General features: G+C 71.4%; 12 protein-coding genes. 3 read left to right on the plus strand and 9 right to left on the minus strand.

Features of this window, described 5'->3' with window-relative positions; all coding sequences use genetic code 11:
• Positions 1 to 30: 30 nt before the first annotated feature.
• A complete protein-coding gene (locus tag CG723_RS23395) occupies positions 31 to 1,083 on the minus strand; it encodes an alcohol dehydrogenase catalytic domain-containing protein (RefSeq protein ID WP_100595436.1) in 1,053 nt (350 codons plus the stop codon).
• Between the two features lie 207 nt (positions 1,084 to 1,290).
• On the opposite strand from CG723_RS23395, the gene icmF reads away from it, so the two are divergent.
• Together icmF and CG723_RS23405 are read left to right on the plus strand one after the other, a co-directional pair.
• The gene (gene icmF, locus CG723_RS23400) at positions 1,291 to 4,542 is read left to right on the plus strand and encodes a fused isobutyryl-CoA mutase/GTPase IcmF (protein ID WP_100595437.1); all 3,252 of its coding nucleotides are present in this window, start codon (positions 1,291 to 1,293) and stop codon (positions 4,540 to 4,542) included.
• 52 nt (positions 4,543 to 4,594) lie between these two features.
• Entirely contained in the window at positions 4,595 to 5,458 is an 864-nt protein-coding gene (locus CG723_RS23405; protein WP_100595438.1) for a 3-hydroxybutyryl-CoA dehydrogenase, read from the plus strand.
• A gap of 81 nt (positions 5,459 to 5,539) precedes the next feature.
• Here the strand turns inward: CG723_RS23405 and CG723_RS23410 are convergent, their stop codons facing one another.
• From CG723_RS23410 to CG723_RS23445, 8 genes are all read right to left on the minus strand, one after another.
• Positions 5,540 to 7,069 carry a GMC family oxidoreductase gene (locus CG723_RS23410; protein ID WP_100595439.1) on the minus strand — a complete coding sequence of 510 codons (1,530 nt, stop codon included), beginning with the start codon at positions 7,067 to 7,069 and terminating at the stop codon, positions 5,540 to 5,542.
• 82 nt (positions 7,070 to 7,151) lie between these two features.
• The gene (locus tag CG723_RS23415; RefSeq protein ID WP_100595440.1) at positions 7,152 to 9,113 is read right to left on the minus strand and encodes an oxidoreductase; all 1,962 of its coding nucleotides are present in this window, start codon (positions 9,111 to 9,113) and stop codon (positions 7,152 to 7,154) included.
• 24 nt (positions 9,114 to 9,137) lie between these two features.
• Positions 9,138 to 10,271: an acyl-CoA dehydrogenase family protein gene (locus CG723_RS23420; RefSeq protein ID WP_100595441.1), complete on the minus strand. Its 1,134-nt coding sequence runs from the start codon at positions 10,269 to 10,271 to the stop codon at positions 9,138 to 9,140.
• A gap of 59 nt (positions 10,272 to 10,330) precedes the next feature.
• Positions 10,331 to 11,887: an aldehyde dehydrogenase gene (locus CG723_RS23425; RefSeq protein WP_100595442.1), complete on the minus strand. Its 1,557-nt coding sequence runs from the start codon at positions 11,885 to 11,887 to the stop codon at positions 10,331 to 10,333.
• A 32-nt stretch (positions 11,888 to 11,919) separates the two neighbouring features.
• On the minus strand, positions 11,920 to 13,260 hold the full coding sequence (locus CG723_RS23430; protein WP_100595443.1) for an FAD-dependent oxidoreductase: 1,341 nt from the start codon (positions 13,258 to 13,260) through the stop codon (positions 11,920 to 11,922).
• A 57-nt stretch (positions 13,261 to 13,317) separates the two neighbouring features.
• Complete coding sequence (locus CG723_RS23435) at positions 13,318 to 15,822, minus strand: ATP-binding cassette domain-containing protein (RefSeq protein WP_100595444.1); 2,505 nt, start codon at positions 15,820 to 15,822, stop codon at positions 13,318 to 13,320.
• Positions 15,823 to 15,833: 11 nt separating this feature from the next.
• On the minus strand, positions 15,834 to 16,703 hold the full coding sequence (locus CG723_RS23440; protein WP_100595563.1) for a branched-chain amino acid ABC transporter permease: 870 nt from the start codon (positions 16,701 to 16,703) through the stop codon (positions 15,834 to 15,836).
• Positions 16,704 to 16,855: 152 nt separating this feature from the next.
• Positions 16,856 to 17,728 carry an SDR family NAD(P)-dependent oxidoreductase gene (locus tag CG723_RS23445; protein WP_100595445.1) on the minus strand — a complete coding sequence of 291 codons (873 nt, stop codon included), beginning with the start codon at positions 17,726 to 17,728 and terminating at the stop codon, positions 16,856 to 16,858.
• A gap of 101 nt (positions 17,729 to 17,829) precedes the next feature.
• Here CG723_RS23445 and CG723_RS23450 point away from each other — a divergent pair, with 101 nt between their 5' ends.
• Positions 17,830 to 18,873: an NAD(P)-dependent alcohol dehydrogenase gene (locus tag CG723_RS23450; RefSeq protein WP_100595446.1), complete on the plus strand. Its 1,044-nt coding sequence runs from the start codon at positions 17,830 to 17,832 to the stop codon at positions 18,871 to 18,873.
• The last annotated feature ends 843 nt before the right edge of the window (positions 18,874 to 19,716 follow it).

The raw sequence follows: 19,716 nt of genomic DNA on the forward strand, positions 1-19,716 counted from the left end.
TCCACTGTCAACCCCCGGATCGAAATTGGTTCAGGAGCTGGTTGACGGGATGTCGACGAGGATCTTGACGCACCGCCCGTCCCGGACGTCATGCAGCCCCGCGACGGCGTCGGCGAGCGGGATGTGGTCGAGCCAGCCGTCCGTCGGGTAGCGCCCGGCGGCCATGTGCTCGATGACCCGCTCGAAGACGCCGTCGGGATAGGCCTCGGCACCGAGCAGGGCCAGTTCGGCCAGGCGTACGACGGAGGCGTCGACGGTGACCGGGCCCGAGTACAGGGCCACCATCACGACAGGCGCCTGGGCGGCCACCGACCGGATCGCGCCATCCAGCGCCTCCGGCCGGCCCGAGCACTCGACGGCCGCGTCCACGCCGCGGCCCCGGGTGTGCCGCATCACCTCCTCGACCACATCGACCGCGGCGGGATCGAGCACGCGGGCGCCGTGCCGTGCGGCCGCGGCGCGCCGGGCCGGCGAGGGCTCCACCACGGTCACGTCGTGGACGCCGTGCGCCTTCAGCGCGAACAGCACCCCCATGCCGACCGCACCCGCACCGGTCACCAACGCACTGCCGCCCCACGGGACATGGGCCCGCTCGACCGCGTTCAGGCCCACCGCCATGGGCTCCACCAGAGCGCCCTGCTCCAGCGACAGGCCGTCGGGCAGCGGGACCGCCGCGTCGGCCGGCACGACCACGTACTGAGCGAGTCCGCCGCCGGGAGCGGTCACCCCGATCGCCGCCAGCGCCGTGCACAGGTGGGACAGGCCCGCCGTGCAGCGCGGGCAGACACCGCAGGTGCGGATCGGTCGGACGCAGACGCGGTCGCCGGGCGCGACCCGGTCGACCCCCGCACCGCACTCCACGACCGTCCCGGCGCATTCATGCCCCAAGGTCTGCGGCAGGGTGGCCCCGGTCAGCGGGTTGGGCTCGTGCGTGGCCCGCGGTGTCTCGAAGTACTCGTGCAGATCCGTGCCGCAGATCCCCGCGTGGGCCACGCGGATCTTCACCTCGCCGGGTCCCGGCTCGGGCTCGGGCATCTCCTCGATCCGCAGATCCTTGGTTCCGTACAGCCTGGCGGCCAGCATCGCCCCTCCTGGGAATCGCTCCGGTACGACGCTCTCGACACTGTCACTGAACTGAATTGACTTCAACAGCTATGCTTGACGCCTGCACCTACTTTGATTCAGGTCCAGAAGGGGCTCAGGGAGCTCCATGCAGCGGCCCTCCGTCCCGACGGGCCCCACCCGTATCCGCCCCCTGTCGACGCGGGCAGAGGGCAGTCAGGAGTGCATATGTCCGCCGGTGACGCGGCGGCGCGGTCGTACCGCGCTCAGCATCCCGTCCGCTTCGTGACCGCTTCGAGCCTCTTCGACGGCCATGACGCGTCGATCAACATCATGCGGCGCATCCTGCAGGCCCAGGGCGCGGAGGTGATCCACCTCGGGCACAACCGCTCGGTGAGCGAGGTCGTGGACGCCGCCCTGGAGGAGGACGTCCAGGGGGTGGCCGTCAGCTCCTATCAGGGCGGCCACATCGAGTATTTCGAGTACCTCGTCGAGTCGTTGCGGGAGCGCGGCGCCGGGCAGGTGCGCGTGTTCGGCGGGGGCGGCGGCGTGATCGTGCCGCAGGAGATCGAACGTCTGTCGCGGGCGGGCGTACGGATCTTCTCGCCCGAGGACGGGCAGCGGCTCGGTCTCGTCGGCATGATCCGGGCGATGATCGAGGAGTGCGACACCGCACCGTGGGAGGAGGCGCCCGCCGAGATCGGCCGGGTGCTGGCCGGTGAGCGCCCGGCGCTCGCCCGGCTGCTGTCCGGGGCCGCGGCCGGGACGGTGCCCGCCGCGGATCTGCGGGCGCTGGAGAAGGCGGCCGGGGCGCGGCCGGTGCCGGTGCTCGGCATCACCGGCACCGGCGGATCCGGCAAGTCCTCGCTCACCGACGAGCTCGTCCGCAGGCTCCGTACCGATCAGGGTGACGCGCTGCGGGTGGCGGTCCTCGCCGTGGATCCCACCCGGCGCCGGGGCGGCGGCGCCCTGCTGGGCGACCGCATCCGTATGAACTCCCTCGACGGCGACCGGGTCTTCTTCCGCTCGCTGGCAACCCGGGGCAGCGGCGAACTCCCCGAAGGTCTGGGCGAGTCGATCACCGCCTGCAAGGCGGCCGGCTACGACCTGGTCGTCGTCGAGACGCCCGGCATCGGTCAGGGTGACGCGGCGATCGTTCCCTACGCGGATGTGTCGCTGTACGTCATGACACCCGAGTTCGGCGCGGCCTCGCAGCTCGAGAAGATCGACATGCTCGACTTCGCGGACGTCGTCGCCATCAACAAGTTCGAGCGGCGGGGCGCGGCGGACGCGATGCGCGACGTCGGGCGTCAACTCGTCCGCAACCGGGAGGCGTTCGGCTCCCGCCCCGACGAGATGCCGGTCTTCGGCACCAGTGCCGCGACCTTCAACGACGACGGCGTCACCGCGCTCTACCAGCACCTGCGCACCCTCCTCGGCGAGCGAGGCATGCCGGTCCGTCCCGGCGCACTGCCCGCGGTGTCGGTCCGCCATTCCAGTGGCGCGGCGCAGATTGTGCCCCCGTCGCGGGCTCGCTATCTGGCCGGCATCGCCGAGACGGTGCGTACGTACCATGCGCACACCGGCGACCAGGCCGATGCGGCCCGCAGGGTGCAGCAACTGACAGCGGTTCGCGACGAGTTGATCGTGGCGCGGGCGTCGCCCTCCGACGTCGACCGGTTGCTGGGCGAGGCGCGGGAGCGACTGGACAAGGACGCCCGAGGCGCGCTGGAGCGGTGGCCGGAAACCGTACAGGCCTACAGCGGCGACGAGTTGGTGGTCACCGTGCGCGGCCGGGAGCTGCGCACGGGCCTGGTGCGCGAGTCGCTGTCGGGCAGCCGGATACCCCGGGTGGCGCTGCCGCGGTACACCGACCACGGGGAGCTGCTGCGGTTTCTGCGGGAGGAGAACCTGCCGGGCTCGTTCCCGTTCACGGCCGGGGTGTTCCCCTTCAAGCGGGAGGGCGAGGACCCGGCGCGGATGTTCGCGGGCGAGGGCGATCCGTTCCGCACGAACCGCCGCTTCAAGCTGCTCTCCGAGGGCGGCGAGGCGACCCGCCTGTCCACGGCCTTCGACTCCGTCACGCTGTACGGCCGCGACCCCGATCCGCGCCCCGACGTCTACGGCAAGGTGGGCACCTCGGGCGTCTCGGTGGCGACGCTGGACGACATGAAGGCGCTGTACGACGGGTTCGACCTGGTCGCGCCGACCACCTCCGTCTCGATGACGATCAACGGCCCGGCGCCGACGATCCTCGCGTTCTTCCTCAACACCGCCATCGACCAGCGGCTCGGCGCGTACGCCGCAGAACATGACCACACGCCCACTCCGGAACAGGCGCTGGAGATCCGGGCCGACGTCCTGCGCAGTGTCCGCGGCACCGTACAGGCCGACATCCTCAAGGAGGACCAGGGCCAGAACACCTGCCTGTTCTCCACGGAGTTCAGCCTGCGCATGATGGGCGACATCCAGGAGTGGTTCATCGCTCAGGACGTGCGCAACTTCTACTCGGTCTCCATCTCCGGCTACCACATCGCCGAGGCCGGGGCGAACCCGATCAGCCAACTCGCCTTCACGCTCGCCAACGGGTTCACGTACGTCGAGTCGTACCTGGCCCGCGGCATGGACATCGACGACTTCGCGCCGAACCTGTCGTTCTTCTTCTCCAACGGCATGGACCCGGAGTACTCGGTGCTCGGCCGGGTGGCCCGCCGCATCTGGGCCGTGGCGATGCGCGACCGGTACGGGGCGAACGAGCGCAGCCAGAAGCTCAAGTACCACGTGCAGACCTCCGGCCGCTCCCTGCACGCCCAAGAGATGGACTTCAACGACATCCGCACCACCCTGCAGGCACTCATCGCGATCTACGACAACTGCAACAGCCTGCACACCAACGCCTTCGACGAGGCCGTCACCACCCCCACCGAGGACTCGGTGCGCCGGGCACTCGCCATCCAGCTGATCATCAACCGTGAGTGGGGCCTTGCGATGAACGAGAACCCGCTGCAGGGCTCGTACATCATCAACGAGCTCACCGACCTCCTGGAGGAGGCGGTGCTCACGGAGTTCGAGCGGATCAGCGAGCGGGGCGGGGTGCTCGGCGCGATGGAGACGGGCTACCAACGAGGTCGGATCCAGGACGAGTCGCTGCTCTACGAGGAGCGCAAGCACGACGGCACCCTGCCGATCATCGGCGTCAACACCTTCCGCAACCCCCGGGCCGAGGACGGGCAAAGCGCGCCCGTCGTCGAACTGGCCCGCGCCACCGAGCAGGAGAAGCAGTCCCAGCTCGCCCGCGTCCAGGACTTCCAGGCCCGCCACGAGGACGCGGCCCGGAACGCGCTGGCCGACCTCAAGCGGGCCGCGGCCGGCGGGGAGAACGTCTTCGCCGTGCTGATGGACGCCGCGCGGGTCTGCTCCCTCCAGCAGATCACCGAGGCGTTCTTCGAGGTGGGCGGGGCGTACCGGCGCAACGTCTGACGCCTTCCACATCACCGACCCTCTTCAACTCTCCCATCAGGGAAGGACTTTCATGACTGCGATCTCCCGCCTCGGCGTCGTCGGCTGCGGCCTCATGGGCTCCGGCATCGCCGAGGTCGCCGCGCTACGTGGCCTCGACGTGACCGTCGCCGAATCGACCCCCGAGCTGGCCTCCGCCGGCCGCGCCCGCGTCACCGCGTCCCTCGACCGCGGGCTGCGACGCAGCAAGCTCACCGAGGCCGATCGCGACCAGGCGCTCGCCCGGCTCTCCTTCACGCACGACCTGGGGGACCTGTCCGACCGGCAGTTCGTGGTCGAAGCCGTCGCCGAGAACCGGGAGGTGAAACTCGAGGTCTTCCGTCAGCTGGACAAGGTGCTGGCCGACCCGCAGGCCGTGCTCGCCACGAACACCTCGTCGCTCCCCGTCGTCGACCTCGCCGTCGCCACCGGCCGCGCCTCCCAGGTGGTGGGCCTGCACTTCTTCAACCCCGTGCCGGTACAGAAGCTCGTCGAGGTGATCCCCTCCCTCACCACCGGCGCCGACACCCTGGCCCGTGCCCGTGACTTCGCCGCCGAAGGGCTCGGCAAGGAGGTCGTGCAGGCGCCCGACCGGTCGGGCTTCGTGGTCAACGCCCTACTGGTGCCGTATCTGCTCGCCGCCATCCGCATGGTCGAGTCCGGCGCGGCCCGTCCCGAGGACATCGACCGCGGGATGGAGCTGGGCTGCGCCCAGCCGATGGGTCCGCTGCGACTGCTCGACCTGATCGGCCTGGACACCGCACAGGCCGTCGCCGAGTCGCTGTACGAGGAGTTCAAGGAGCCCCTGTACGCCGCTCCCCCGCTGCTGCAGCGGATGGTGGCCGCGGGGCATCTGGGCCGCAAGAGCGGCCGCGGGTTCTACGCGTACGACGCCTGACGACAACACATCACCACGTAGCACGAGCCGGCCGCTGGACAGCGGCCGGCTCGTGCACAGCGGTACCAGGTTGTCCGGCGGTCAGCCGCCCACGCGCAGGTCGTCGGCGATGCGCTCGGCCAGCATCATGGTCGTCGTGTTGGTCGGCAGCGCCGGGATGTCCGGCATGATCGAGGCGTCCACGACGTACAGGCCGTGAGTGCCGTGTACCTTGCCGTACTGGTCCACGACCGCGGTGGACGTCCCCTCGCCGCCCATCGCACACGTACCGACGGCGTGGCAGCAGGTGTTCTTGCCCTGGAGGACGGCGCGGACCAGATCGGCGTCGGTGGTCACCGCGGGGCCCGGCCAGGTCTCGGCCTTGATGTATTTCCGCAGCGGGGACGACTCCATGATCTGCCGCATGTGGCGGATGCCGGACACGATGCGCCGCAGGTCGTCGGGGTGCTCGAACAGGCCGAGGCCGATCCGCGGTGCGGCGTCCGGGTCGCGGGAGACGATCTCCATGCTGCCCAGGGAGTAGGGGCGGTAGAGGACGAGCGGCACCAGGAGTTCACCAGGCTCCATCGTCAGCAGGACGGCGTGCAGGTCGACGGCGCCGCCGCTGTCGGCGCCGCCCGCGGCGAAGGTGAGCACGCTCTGCAGGGGCGGCGTGAGTTCACCGACGGCCTCCTCGTCCGCCTGGTAGGTGAGGTAGACCATCGGGTGGTCGCGCAGGTTACGGCCGACGCCTTCGAGGGCGCGGACCACCGGTATGGACAGCTCCTCGAGGATCCGCTGCGGGCCTACACCGGAGCGCATCAGGATCGACGGGCTGCCGATCGAGCCCGCGGCGAGCACGACCAGGTCGGCCTCCAGCCGGGTTCCGTCGGTGAGGAGCACGGCACGGGCCGTGGCGCCCTCGGTGAACTCCACGCGGTCCACGGTCCGTTCGCCGAGGACGGTGAGATTCGCGCGGCCCCGGGCCGGGCCGAGGTAGGCGAGGGCCGAGCTCTGGCGGATTCCGTTCGCGCGGTTGAGGGGCAGCGGGCCTGCGCCGAGCTGGTCGGCGCCGTTCATGTCCTGGTGCACTCGGTGGCCGGCCTGGGCGCAGGCGTCCAGGAACGCGGCCTGGACCGGGCGCAGCCCGCTGCTTTCGGTGAAGCGCTCGATGTGCACGGGGCCGCCGGTGCCGTGCAGTTCACCGCCGACCGGGTCGTCCTCCAGCTTCTTCAGGTACGGCAGGACCTGGTCCCAGGACCAGCGGTCGTTGCCGAGGCCGGTCCAGCGGGCGAGGTCGTCTGGGGTGGGGCGCAGGGCGTTGGCGCCGTTGACGGACGAGGAGCCGCCGATGACCTTTCCCCGCAGGACGGGGACGGACTCCTTGTCCACCTTGCCGAACATCGGGATGCTGTCGGCCACGGCGACCTCGTCGGTCGACGTGTAGCCCCAGTCGTGGGTCGTGAACCCGATCCTGTCGGCGTCGAGGATCTCGGGGGCGGTCTCCTCCGGCGTGCGGTAGTCGGGACCCGCCTCGATCAGCGTGACCGAGTTGCCGGGATCCTCGCTGAGCCGGGCGGCCAGGACTCCTCCTGCGGAGCCGCCTCCACACACCACGATGCGACGTGCCATTGCTACCTCGCTCTTCTTGAATGGTCGGGAACCAACAGGCGGGCGGGCCGCCGCTGATCGGTGCCCCGCCAGGACGTTCGGCTCAGGGCATGGCCGGCAGCGGTCCGGCGGCGACCGCCTCCGCGGCCGCGCGCCCCTCGGCGACGGCGTGCGTGATGCGGCGCGGTACGACGCAGTCGCCGACGGCGCGGACACTCTGTCCGTCGGCCGGGGTGAAGTCCGGGCGGCGCGGACGCCGTTCGCCGACGGTCACCAGGAGGTCGGCGGCGAGGTCCGTCTCCTGGCCGTCCAGGACATGGCGCAGCCGCACACCGTCCCCGGTCGTCGACGTCACGCCGCTCATGGCGACGACACGGAGCGGCGCGCCGGTCAGGCGGTTCATCAGCTGGGTGCGGTTCTCCGGCGACAGGCCCGTGGCGAATCCGTTGCCGGGCGTGATGAGCGTGACCTCGCGGGCGCCGGCTGCGAGGGCGCTCTCGACGGCGCTGACGCCCTGCCACCAGCCGAAGCCGTCGTCGAGGACGGCGACCCTGGGCGCCTGCGGCACGACGTCGGCGTACCGGCCGAGGAAGTCGGTGCTGGTGAGTGTCCGCAGCTCGCCCGGCATGGGGACCGTTGTCTCCTCGGCGCCGGTGGCGAGCACGATGTGGGCGTACTCCGCGAGTTCGCCGGCCGTCGGGGACGTGCCCAGACGTACGCGCACACCGAGGTCGGCGAGCCGGTCGCGCTGGAAGTCGACGAGCTTCTGCCACCCCGGGCGGTGTGCGGCGAGGGCGGCGAGGCGGGCCTGGCCGCCGACTTCTCGCGCGCTGTCGAAGACGACCACTGTGGCGCCGGTGCGGGCGAGCGCCATGGCGCACTCCATGCCGGCGGGCCCCGCGCCCAGGACGGCCACGGACCCGCTCCGGTGGCCGGGACGCCGGGTCAGGAGCAGGGGGACGGCCGGGCGGGCGGCGGCTCCCGGTGGTCCGAGCTCGGGGTTCACCGAGCAGGACCCGGTGGGCTCGAAGGTCCGGCAGCCCTCGTTGCAGCCTGTGCAGGGGCGTATGGAGCGCTCGTTGCCGACTGTCATCTTGCGGGCGAAGTCGGGGTCGGCGATGAACGGCCGTGCCATGCCGACGAGATCGGCGCCCGCGTCCAGCGCCCGCTCGATGTCGTGCGCCGCCCGGAACCCCTGGCTGACCAGCAGTGGCAGGGCGACCGCGGCACGCAGACGGGCCACGGCGTCGAGGAGCGGCGGGCGGGTGGTCGCCATGCCGGGGACGTAGGTGTTGCGGACGCCGGTCGTCACGTTGGCGTACGTGAAGGGCGAGGCGGCGATCAGCCGCGGGAGCAGCTCGACGAGGTCGTCCAGTCCGAGTCCGGAGTCCTTGCCGGGTTCCACCGATACCCGTACGCCAATGGGGAGTTGGCCGATCTCGGTGCGGATCGCGTCGATCACCTGGGCGAGCAGGGCGATGCGGTCGCCGTAGTCGTCGTCGCGGGTGTTGTTGACGCCGGAGAGGAACTGGGCGAGCAGATAGCCGTGCCCCGCGTGCAGCTCGACGCCGTGGAAGCCGGCCTGCACGCTGTTCGCCGCCGAGATGCGGAACGCGTCGACGACGCCGCGTACTTCCTCGGTGCTCAGCGCGTGCGGCGCGGACGCCTCGCGGGGCGAGCGGACGGCGGCGGCGGAGACCGGCGCGTAGTAGGTGCCGGCGCCCAGGGTCTCGCGGCCGAGGTGGACGAGTTGTGCGATGGCCACCGCGCCGCCGTCGGTGATGGCCTCGGCCCGGCGGCGTACCGCGTCCTCGATCTCGGGGCGCCACGCCTCGGTCAGATAGCGCTGCGGCAGGGTCGACTCGGGGGCGACGGCGGTGCCGCCGGTGATCACCATGGCGGCACCGCCTTGGGCGAGGCGTCGCCAGTAGGTCGCGTCGGCCTCGGTGGGGGCCCCGTCGGCGACCGCCGCGGTGGCATGGGCCGTGGCGACAAGGCGGTTGCGGAGGGTGAGGGCCCCGAGCGTGAACGGCGCGGCGAGGGCGAGATCGGTGGGGTGTGTCATGGGATGCGGCGTCTCCCTGCCCGCTCAGGCGGCGGATCGGGGGGCGAGCCCGACGAGTTCGGCGAGCCTTGCGCGGTTCTGGTCCGCCGTGCCGAACAGCGCTTCGCCGCTGCGGGCCCGGCGCACGTACAGGTGTGCCGGGTGCTCCCAGGTGAAGCCGATCCCGCCGTGCAGCTGGACGTACTCGGCCGTCGCCAGGCGGAAGGTCTCGGAGCAGACCGCGGCGGCGGCGCTCGCGGCCACCGGCAGCTGCGGCGAGGCCGTGGCCACGCAGACGGTCGCGTACGAGGATGCCGAGCGGGCCGCCTCAAGGGCGACCAGCACGTCGGCCAGCCGGTGCTTGACCGCCTGGAACGAGCCGATGGGGCGCCCGAACTGCCGGCGCTGCGCGACGAATTCGACGGTGGCGTCCAGCGCGTGGCCGCTGCCGCCGACCTGCTCGGCGGCGAGCGCGGCCCGCCCGGCGTCGAGGGTCGCTGTCACCTCACCCGAGTTGCCCACGGGCGTGGCGGGTGCGCCGCGGAACTCCACCCGTGCCTGGCGGCGCGTCTCGTCCAGGACGCGGTGCGGTGTCCGCACGCAGGTGTCCGCGGTCGGTTCACAGGAGAACAGCCGCGCGCCGTCGGGGGTTTGGGCCCGCACCACGATCAGGTCCGCACCGGCCCCGTCGAGCACGAAGTCGGCGGCACCGCGCAACACCCAGCCCGAAGTGCCGTGTTCGGCACCGATGCCGGGCTCGGTGTCGTCGAATCCGGCCACGGTCGCGGTGAGCGTGCCGTCCGCGATCCTCGGCAGATGGCGCGCGCACGCCTGCCGGTCCCCGCTGTGCAGCAGGGCGTGCGCGGCAAGGACCACCGTGGGCAGCAGTGGCGCGCAGTACAGGGCGCGCCCCGACTCCTGCAGCGCCACGGCGAGTTCGGCGAAGGTGAACCCCGATCCGCCGTACTCCTCCGGGATGGCAAGGCCGTGCACGCCGATCTCGCCCGCGAGCCGCGCCCAGAGCGCCTCGTCGTGTCCGCGTGGGGTGGCCAGCTGCTTGCGGACGTCCTCGGGGCCGCTCGTCTCGGTGAAGAAGTCCCTCAGGACCGTGCGCAGTTCCCGCTGTTCGTCGGTCTCGGACAGCGACTGGGGGTCGATTTCGGGGTGACGACTGTGCATGGGAACTCCATCGTGCTCGGGTGGCGGGGTGCGGTGACGAGGGGGGGGTGGGGAGGCGGTCAGCGCGCCCCGGGGCCGGTTCCGCGGGGAACGTTCCTGGTGACCGACTCCGGAAGGTGTCGGCTCGGGTCGATCGAGATCGTCTTCGTCACCAGGTACTCCTGTACGGCGTCCGGGCCGTGCTCGCGCCCCAGGCCCGACTTCTTGAACCCGCCGAACGGGGAGCCCAGATCGGCCGCGAACGTGTTGACAGAGAAGGTGCCGGTGCGCACGCGCCGGGCGACCTCGAACCCGTGCGCGGTGTCGGCGGTGAACACGGAGCCTGCCAGCCCCAGTTCGCTGTCGTTGGCGATGCGCACGGCGTCGTCCTCGCCGCGGTGCGGAATGAGCGAGGTTACGGGTCCGAAGATCTCCTCGCGCGACACCCTCATCCCGTTGTGCGCGTCGGTGACGAGCGTCGGCTCGTAGTACCACCCACGGCTCAGGTGCGCAGGCCGGCGGCCGCCGTGGGCGATCGTCGCCCCCTCCTTGCGCGCCACGTCCACGTAGTACTCGACCCGCTCACGCTGGCGTGAGGTGACCAGCGGGCCGACCGCCGTTTCGGCGTCCATGGGGTCGCCGAGCTTGAGCGAGGCGAATGCGTCGGCCAGGGCCTCCGCGTAGGCCCGGTACTGCGACTCGGGCACCAGGAGCCGTGTCTGGGCGACGCAGCTCTGGCCGGCGTTGGTGCCGACGCTGGCCCCCACCAGGACTGGAAGGACATCCTCCAGCTTCGCGTCCTCCAGGACGATGGCCGCGGACTTGCCACCGAGTTCAAGGACGCACGGCCGGATGAGTTCTCCGCAGGCTGCCGCGATCCTGGCGCCGACGTCGACCGAGCCGGTGAAGCTGACCATGTCCACGCCGGGGTGGCGCACCAGGTACTCCGACTCCGGTGCCCGCGCGGCCACGATGTTGAGGACGCCGGGCGGCAGACCGATCTCCTCGCAGATCTCGCCGACGACGAAGAGCGCCAGAGGGTTGGGTTCGGTGACCTTGACGACGACGGTGCAGCCCGCGATCAGCGCCGGTCCGGCCTTCTGCCCGATCGCCGGAAGCGCGAAGTTGTAGGCCGGGAAGCAGGCGACCACTCCGACGGGTTCCTTGACCACCAGGCTGGACCCGGCCATGGGGATGATGCCGCCGCCCGCCGACTCGCCCCCGAGCCGCGACAGATCGCTGACGCGCACCTCGGCCGTCTGCAGGCTCCGGCCGATCTCGGCGGAGTAGTTGAGGCTCATGACGGGCGACACCGTCTGGTAGATATGCGAGAGGAACAGCGTGCAGCCAAGCTCCTCGGTGATCAGCTCGGCGAGTTCGGTCCGTCGCCGCTCGATCCCGTCCGCGAGGCGGGAGAGATGGTCGGCTCGCTCCGCCGGGGTGAGCCGGGGCCACTCCCCTTCGTCGAACGCGTGCCGGGCCGCGGCCACGGCGGCGTCGATGTCCGCCTTCGAGGCGGCCGGGGCGCTGCCGATGCGCTGCTCCGACCTCGGGGAGATCACGTCGAAGCGGTCCGTGCCGTCGGCCGCTCTCCACGACCCGTTGATGAAGAAAGCCTTGTGGTCGATGGCTGTCATGCCGCCTCCTGCGCGTACACGTCTGCGTCCGGTCACGAGTGGTGGGTCGTCCCGCGGGCGGTGTCCGCGGCTGTCAGTCCGAAGACGAGGGCTGAGGCGATGCCGCCCGCGTAGGCGCGGTGCCAGAGGCCTCCGGTGTCCGATCCGGCTGCCAGGAGCCCGCCGATGGGACGGCCGTCCTCGCCCAGGACGCGGGCCCGGTCGTCGATGCGCACGCCGTGGAACGGGAACGTGATGGCCGGGACCGTCTCGATGACGTAGTACGGCGGTTCGTCCAGCGGCAGGTGGTCCAGCTCGCGGCCGGGGGCCGGGTCCTTGCGCGCCGCGGCGTGCTCGTTGAACTGCCGGACGGCGGTGCGGACGGTCTCGGCGTCGTAGCCCCATTCCTCGGGCAGGAAGGCCAGTTCGTCGAGGTCCTCGGCGAGTCCGACGCGACCGCCCCGCTTGCTGGCCAGGGCGAACTTGTCGACAGCGACGGCGCCCTCGACGTAGGAGCCGACGATCCAGTCGCGGAACACCCGCGCGTCGGCGATGAGCAGGCCGCGGCCTTCGGGCTGCTCCAGGAGCGCCATCGCGGTGAGGTGATCGCCCAGCGTCTCGTCGACGAACCGTTCGCCCCGCAGATTGAGGAGCAACGCGTGCTCGCTGTAGTAGAGCGACATGTCGACGAAGTCGGCCGGGTCGGCGAAGGGGATGCCGCTGGGGATGAGGTGCCCGTAGAAGCCGGCGTCGTCGTGGCCGGTGGTGGCTCCGGCGTGCGTGGCGAGGCGGTAACCGGCGCCGCGGCTATGGGGGTTGGAGCGCAGCTGCATGCGGTCGGCCGCGGGGTGCACATGGGCGGTGCGCAGGGCGAGGTCGCCCTGGAAGCCGCCGGTCGCGAGGAGGGTGTTGCGGGCCCGTACCCGCCTGCGCGTGCCGTTCGCCGTCCGCAGATCAGCTCCGGTCACGACCCCGTCCTCGACCACCAGCCGTTCGGTGTCGGTCCCCAGCAGGAGTTCGCCACCGCCTTCGACGATCAGGCGCCGGCAGGCGTCGACGTAGTGGTTGGTGTCGAACTGGTGCCCGCGGCCGAAGCTGAGGATGGGCTGGGCGTCCTTCGCCTCCACGCCGAGGGTGCGGATCCATGAGATGCCGTCGTCGAAGCGGTCCACGAGGGCGCGCTTGAGCGCGCTGTCCCCGTGCGGATTGTGCTGCTCCATGACGTCGTGACTCGGAGCGGTCCACGCGTAGCCCGCGAAGCGTGCGGAGCCGCCGACGTCCGCGCCGATCTCGACGAGCGCGACGGTCAGGCCGTCACGCACGGCGCGGGCACCGGCGGTCAGGCCCGCCATCCCCGCCCCGATGATCAGCAGGTCGACGCTTTCTGTCTGCATGTGGCTCTCCTCCGGCCGAGGGGTGGGCTCGTTGGGCAAGTGAGGTGACGCGGTCCCTCAGGTACGGCCCGTGGCAGGCACGACGGCGTCGTCCGGCCCGTCGAAGTAGGCCCGTTCGGCGCGGGTGAGGAACACCGGGTCACCGGGTTCGCCGCAGACGGCGACGGCGCCCTCGTGGAGCACGACCACCTCGTGGCAGGCGGACGCGGCCCGGCCGAGCGACTGCTCGAGGAGGACGACCGTCATGCCCTCGTGGGCGAGGCGGCCGATGCGGGCGTACACCTCGTCGACCATGGCCGGGGACAGGCCGAGCGCCGGTTCGTCGACGATCAGCAGGTCGGGGCGCGCCATCATGGCTCGCGCGATGGCCAGGACCTGCTGTTCACCGCCGGACAGTCCCCCGGCGAGTACGCCCATCCGCTCGCGCAGCCGCGGCGGCAGCCACTCGGCGGTCTCTGCGAGCCGGGCCCGCAGGTCAGCTCCCTTGATGCCCGCTGCGTACGCGGCGACCTCCAGGTTCTCGCGCAGGGAAAGTGTCTTGAACAGGGCGCGGCCCTCGGGCACCAGCGCGGTCCGCAGGCCCTCTTCGACGGTGCGCCGGCCGCGGGTGGGCGGGAGCGAGCCGTGCAGAATCCGGCCCAGCGTGCTCTTGCCCGCCCCGTTGGCACCGACGACGCCCACCACGCTGCCCCGGCCGATGGTGAGGTCGACTCCGTGCAGGGCGGTCACGCCGCTGTAGGCGTGGTCCACCGCGTCGAGCCGCACAGCGGCGCGCTCGGTGCCGTCCCTGGGCGGCAGCTCGTCGTGGGCGCCGCCCTCGCCCAAGTAGGAGGAGCGCACCCGGGGATCGTCGAGGATCTTGCCGGGCTCGCCCTCGCCGATCGGCCGGCCGAAGTCGAAGGCGACCACCCGGTGGGCGACGGCGAACAGGTCGTCGAGGACATGGTCGATGATCACGACGGCGGTGCCGCGTTCCTGCTGCCGCACGATCTGCCGGGCCAGCACGGTGCGTTCGGTGGCGTCGAGGCCGCCGAACGGCTCGTCCAGGATGAGCAGTTCGGGGTCCTCGGCCAGCGCCCTGGCAAGGTCGAGGCGCTTGTGCAGACCGAACGGCAGCTCGGCCGGGTAGCGGTCGGCGACATGGGCGAGGCCGACACGGTCCAGCAGCTCGGCGGCTCTGGCCCGGTGCCGGGCGGTGACCCGGCGATGTGTGCAGAGCACGTTCTCCAGGACCGTGAGTTCGGGGAACGTCTCGGCGTGCTGGAAGGTGCGCCCGATGCCGAACCGACGGCGGGCGGTGGCACGGGACTTGAGCAGGGGCTTGCCGCCGTACCGCGCGCTGCCCGCCACCCGCCCGCCGCCGACGAGCCCCGACAGGACGTTCAGGAGGGTCGTCTTGCCCGCGCCGTTGGGGCCGATGATCGCGAGCGTCTCGCCCGCCCGTACCGACATCGAGGCGCCTTCGAGTGCCTTGAGCCCGCCGAAGGAGACGGCCACCTCGTCCAGGCGCAGTACTTCGGGAGCGGTGGCCGCGGGGGCGGGCACCGGCTGCGGGGGCCCTTCCGGCAGCTCTACGGTGGTCGGGCGGTGCGGGTCCGACTTGCGTACGAGGCGGCGTGCCGTCCGCCCGAGGAAGAGCACCACGCCGCCCGGCAGGAACAGCAGTGCGGCGATGAGCACGACCCCCTGAAGGATCGGCTGCGGTATCCCGGTGCTCTCCGCGGCCGTCGGCGCCCAGGTCAGATAGGCGCCGCCGACGACCGCGCCCAGCAGGGTGCCCGGGCCGCCCAGCACACACGCGGCGATCAGCGAGATCGCCAGGGCCAGCGAGAAGGGGTCCGGGCTGACGAATCCGACGACCAGGGCCAGCAGGACGCCCGCCACCGCGGCGAACACGGCGCTGACGGCGAAGGCCAGCGCCGACTGGGCCTCCGGCGCGATGCCGATCGAACGGGCGGCCATCGGGTGGGACTTGGCGGCGACGAGCCGCATCCGCAGGGCACTGGGCCGGGCCAGCGCGGCCACGGCGAGCGCGATCCCGGCCACTCCCACGGCGATGTACTGCGCCTGCGAACCTGCGCTGGCGACCGTGCCGAGACCGAGGGCGCTGTCCAGCTTCTCCATGGGGATGCCCTGGTCACCGCCCGTCACACTGGCCCACTGACCCATCACCTCCAGCGACACCATGGTGAACGCGAGCGTGAGCAGGGCCACGTACAGCATCGAGAACCGCGCGCCCGCGCCGCCCAGGAACGCCCCGAACACCGCGGCGCATCCGGCGGCCCCGAGAACGACGGCCTCCAGCGACCAGCCGTGCGTGCTGCCGTACGCGGCGAAGTAGGCGCCCAGGGCGAAGAACGCGGGATGGGCGATCGACCAGATGCCGGCCCACCCTGCCAGCAGGCCGACCGAGAGGACGAGGACCGTGTACACGGCGGCGAGTCCTACGGAGTACGCCTGGTAGGGCGGGATGAGCCCGGCGTTCAGTACGAGGATGAGTACGGCCGCGGCGAGCGGCCCGAGCGCCGCCTTGGCGAGGTTGGTGCGACTGAAGACAGACATGGACCGCTCCCTCAGACCCGCTGGAACGTGCGTACGCCGAACAGCCCCTGAGGGCGGATCAGCAGCACGAGGATGGTGAACGAGAACACAAACGTGTCGCGGTAGCCGGCCGAGACATAGCCCGCGGCGAGGTTGTCGAGCACGCCGACCGTCAGCCCGCCGATCACGGCCCCGTACATGCTTGTCAGCCCGCCGAGGAAGATCCCGGCGAAGGCGCGGAAGAGCGGCGCGCTGAGCACGGTCGGCACCAGTCCCGCCCGGGGCGCGTAGAGGAACGCGGCGAGCGCGCCGAGGCCGAGCCCGAGCGCCCAGGCGATCCGCGCGATGCGCTGCGAGCCGAGGCCGAGGATCTGCGCGGTGTCGGCGGACTCGGCGACTGCCCGCATGGCGGAGCCGATGGTCGTCCGCCCGAAGAGATACGCCACCAGCGCCATCGCCACGGCCGCCACGCCGATGGTCAGCAGGCTCTGCCTCGGAATCGCCGAGCCGCCGATCGAGACGGACCCCTCCACCAGGCTCGGGAAGAGCCGTGGCTGGTCGTCCCAGACGGTACTGATGACGCTCTCCGCGATGAGCGAGACGCCCATGGTCATGACCAGGGCCGAGAGCAGCTCCCCCTGCGCCAGTGGCCGGATCACCGTCTCCCGGGCGACCAGGCCGACCCCGGCGGTGACGACGATCGCGACCACGGCGGTCACGAGAAGTGGCAGACCCTTCTCGTACAGCGTCAGTGCCGCGTAGAGCCCGACGGTCGCGAGGCTGGCGAGCGCGAAGTTCACCACGTCCGTCGCCCGATAGATGATCACCAGCCCGAGGCCCATCAGGCCGTACACCGCACCGCTGGCGAGACCGCTCACCAGGATGAGCAGGAACTGATCCACGTCGACCGTCTCCTCGTGCCCGAGCACCCGTGCTCCGGGAGCTTCAGCGTCGCCCGGGCGATTGACAAACTGAACTCAATTCATGAACTTGCCTCCTGAACGGTAAGCATCGAGTCCCGGGCGGGCAAGACCTGTGCGCGGACGGATTCGGCTCAGACCGTGAAACGGCCGCCGTTGGCGAGCAACACCGCGCCGACCAGATTCGCCGCCGCGTCCCCCGCGAGGAACAGGGCGATGTCGGCGATCTCCTCGGGGGTCGCGTACGGGCGCACCCGCGGATCGGCGAAACCACTGCGCAGCACCGCCGGAGTGCGCGCCGCCATGCCGGTCTCCGTCGGGCCGGGCGCGACCACGTTCACCCTGATCCCAGAGGCGACGACCTCCTTGGCCACGGCCTGCGTCAGCGCGTGGACCCCCGCCTTGGAGGCGGCGTAGTGGGGGTAGCCGACGGGGGTGTCGAAGGCCGACGAGGAGCCGATGACGACGATCGCGCCCGCCTTCCGCGGCCGCATGACACGCACCGCGGCACGCAGCACATGGAAGGTTCCGTCCAGATTGATCCGCATGACGCGTCCCCAGGCCGCGTCGGTGAGGCGGTCGGTCACCTCGGCCGGACGCCCGTCCACCAGCGCGTCCGCGATCAGTTCCTTGGCCTCGGGGTCATCGACGCCCGCCGCGTGCACCACGACGTCGAGACGCCCGTGTTCCCGCACGATGTCCGCGACGGCCGCGTCGACCGCCGGAGCGTCCGCCACATCGAGGGCTACCGCCCTGCCGACGGAGAGCCCCTTGGCGACGGTGCCGGCGTTCTCGCTGTTCACGTCGGCGAGGACCACGGCCCGGGCCCCCTCGGCGGCGAGCTGCCGGGCGACGGCCGCGCCCATACCGGAGCCGGCCCCCGTCACCATCGCGACCTTGCCCGCGAACCCGCCCTGTTGCGCATCGGGGCCCTGCCGCGGGTCCCGGCCCTGCTGTGCGTCCCGGCTCTGCCGTGTGTCCCGGCTCTGCCGTGTGTCGCTGCTCATCCTGATGCTCCCTCTGCCCCTGCGGGCATCCCCGATACTGAACTGACTTCGTCTCTGTTACCGTCACCGCTGTCGATCTGACAAGAGCCGGGACGGTGACCATGAAGGCAGTACGGCTGACGGGTTGGGGACGGGGACCGGCGTTCGTGGACGTCGAGCGCCCGGTCCCCCGCGCCACCGAGGTGCTGGTGCGGGTGGAGGCCGCAGGGCTCTGCCAGTCCGATGTGCACGTCGTCGACGCGGCGGCCGGCGCGCTTCCCTACAAGCCACCGTTCACCCTCGGCCACGAGGTCGCCGGACACGTCGAGGCCCTCGGCCCCGACACCGACGGCCCGACGCCGGGCGAACGCGTCGTGGTCTACGGCCCGTGGGGCTGCGGTCGATGCGCCCGCTGCGCCGCGGGCCGGGACAACTACTGCGACCGGCGCGGCGACCTCGACCGGCACGGGGTCGGGCTCGGCCGGGACGGCGGCATGGCCGAGTACGTACTCGTCCCATCCGCCCACTACTTGGTGCCGATCGGCGACCTGGCCGCCGACCAGGCGGCGCCGCTCTCCGACGCGGGCCTGACCTCGTACCACGCCATCGCCGGAGTGCGGCACGCGCTCGGCGAGGGCTCGACCGCCGTGGTCATCGGCGTCGGCGGGCTCGGCCACCTGGCCATCCAGATCCTGCGCGCCACCACGCCGAGTCGTGTTCTCGCGGTCGACATCCGCGAGGCGGCGCTCGCGCTCGCCCACCGGTCCGGTGCGCATGCCTCGACGCTGATGCGGGCGGACACCAGTCGAGCACTTCGGACCGGCACCGGAGGCGTGGGAGCGGACGCCGTGCTCGATTTCGTCGGCAACAAGGCGACTCTTGCCCTCGCCACCGAGATCCTGCGCCCGGGCGGAGAGCTCGTGGTCGTCGGCAGCGGCGGCGGTCAACTGACCGTACGCAAGCCCGGGTTCCTCCCCCCTGGCTTCCGGCTCTCCCTACCGTTCTGGGGCACTCGGCCCGAACTCGCCGAGGTGGTCACACTGGCACGCGCCGGGACGCTCCACGTCGAGACGGAGCAGTTCCCGCTGTCCGCCGCACAGACGGCCTTCCATCGGCTGAGGGAAGGCGCAATGCGGGGGCGAGCCGTGTTGGTGCCCGAGCCTTAACGGACCACGAAGCCATTCGCACGATGGTGGGGTCCTGCGGGACTCGTAAAGTCATCGCTGCAGGTGGGATCTTCGCCCTCGGTCACACCGTCGAACAGGCCGCCCGAGCAGGACAGCAGGGGGGCCGCCGACACCGGCAGACCGGATGACGAGCCGTTGACCCTGATTGCCACCGGCCTCGGCAACGCCGCCCCCTCCCGGACTCCATCCGCTCCGTGCCACGCGAAATCGTGGTCTGCCAGGAGATCGAGGACGCGTTCCGCCGGCCCTGGCCTGGCGCACGGACGACGACTCGCCGCTGCCGAAAACACCGGGCAGACGTTCTCCCAAGAAACTGGACATCCCTGACGTCCGCCGAGCGGAAAAGCAATGAATGCGCAGGAGGAGCGCCGCGAAAATCACCGGAGTGGAAGCCATTCCCTTCGAGATCCCCTATCGGAATCCACTGAAGCGGCACTTGCGCCTCCTCGTCGACGAGTACGCCGGCCACCACAATGAGCATCGGTCTCACCGATCACTCGGACAGCGATGTCCCGATGGTGCCCGAGCGCCGGAACCGCTCACCGCCGATGGTCCGTCGCATGTCATCCGGCACGACCGCCTTGGCGGCCTCATCCATAAATACGCGCAGGACGAGTGAATTGGTGGGGCACTCAAGGCTTCAAGATCATCCCATTGTCCCTTTGACGCGGCACACCTCGGTCACACCCCTACCTGGGCGCCCCACAGCGGGACAGAAAACAGTGCTAGAAAGTGAATATGAAGGGATTTTCCAGCCCAAAACGGCATGAGTCGCACCGTCTCTTCACCGGCCCCGCGTCTGGACATGGTGAGTCCGCGGGC

This window comes from Streptomyces sp. CB01635, from assembly GCF_002803065.1.
In the GTDB taxonomy this organism is placed as follows: Bacteria; Actinomycetota; Actinomycetes; order Streptomycetales; family Streptomycetaceae; genus Streptomyces.